Source organism: Corynebacterium sp. HMSC068G04, assembly GCF_001814885.1.
Taxonomy (GTDB): Bacteria; Actinomycetota; Actinomycetes; order Mycobacteriales; family Mycobacteriaceae; genus Corynebacterium; species Corynebacterium hiratae.
Window position 1 is genome coordinate 1 of the sequence record NZ_KV818321.1, and the last position, 474, is coordinate 474.

At 56.3% G+C, this 474-nt stretch carries 1 rRNA gene; it reads left to right on the top strand.

The features are described from left to right. Window positions 1-24: 24 nt before the first annotated feature. Window positions 25-474, top strand: a 16S ribosomal RNA gene (locus tag HMPREF2993_RS05920); the annotation flags it as partial.

The following is a 474-nucleotide window of genomic DNA, read 5'->3' on the forward strand; positions in this document are numbered from 1 at the left end:
AGGTTTGGGCTTTTCACGGCCTTTTTTGTGGAGAGTTTGATCCTGGCTCAGGACGAACGCTGGCGGCGTGCTTAACACATGCAAGTCGAACGGAAAGGCCAGTGCTTGCACTGGTACTCGAGTGGCGAACGGGTGAGTAACACGTGGGTGATCTGCCTTGCACTCTGGGATAAGCTTGGGAAACTGGGTCTAATACCGGATATGAACTGCCTTTAGTGTGGTGGTTGGAAAGTTTTTTCGGTGCAAGATGAGCTCGCGGCCTATCAGCTTGTTGGTGGGGTAATGGCCTACCAAGGCGTCGACGGGTAGCCGGCCTGAGAGGGTGTACGGCCACATTGGGACTGAGATACGGCCCAGACTCCTACGGGAGGCAGCAGTGGGGAATATTGCACAATGGGCGGAAGCCTGATGCAGCGACGCCGCGTGGGGGATGACGGCCTTCGGGTTGTAAACTCCTTTCGACAGGGACGAAGC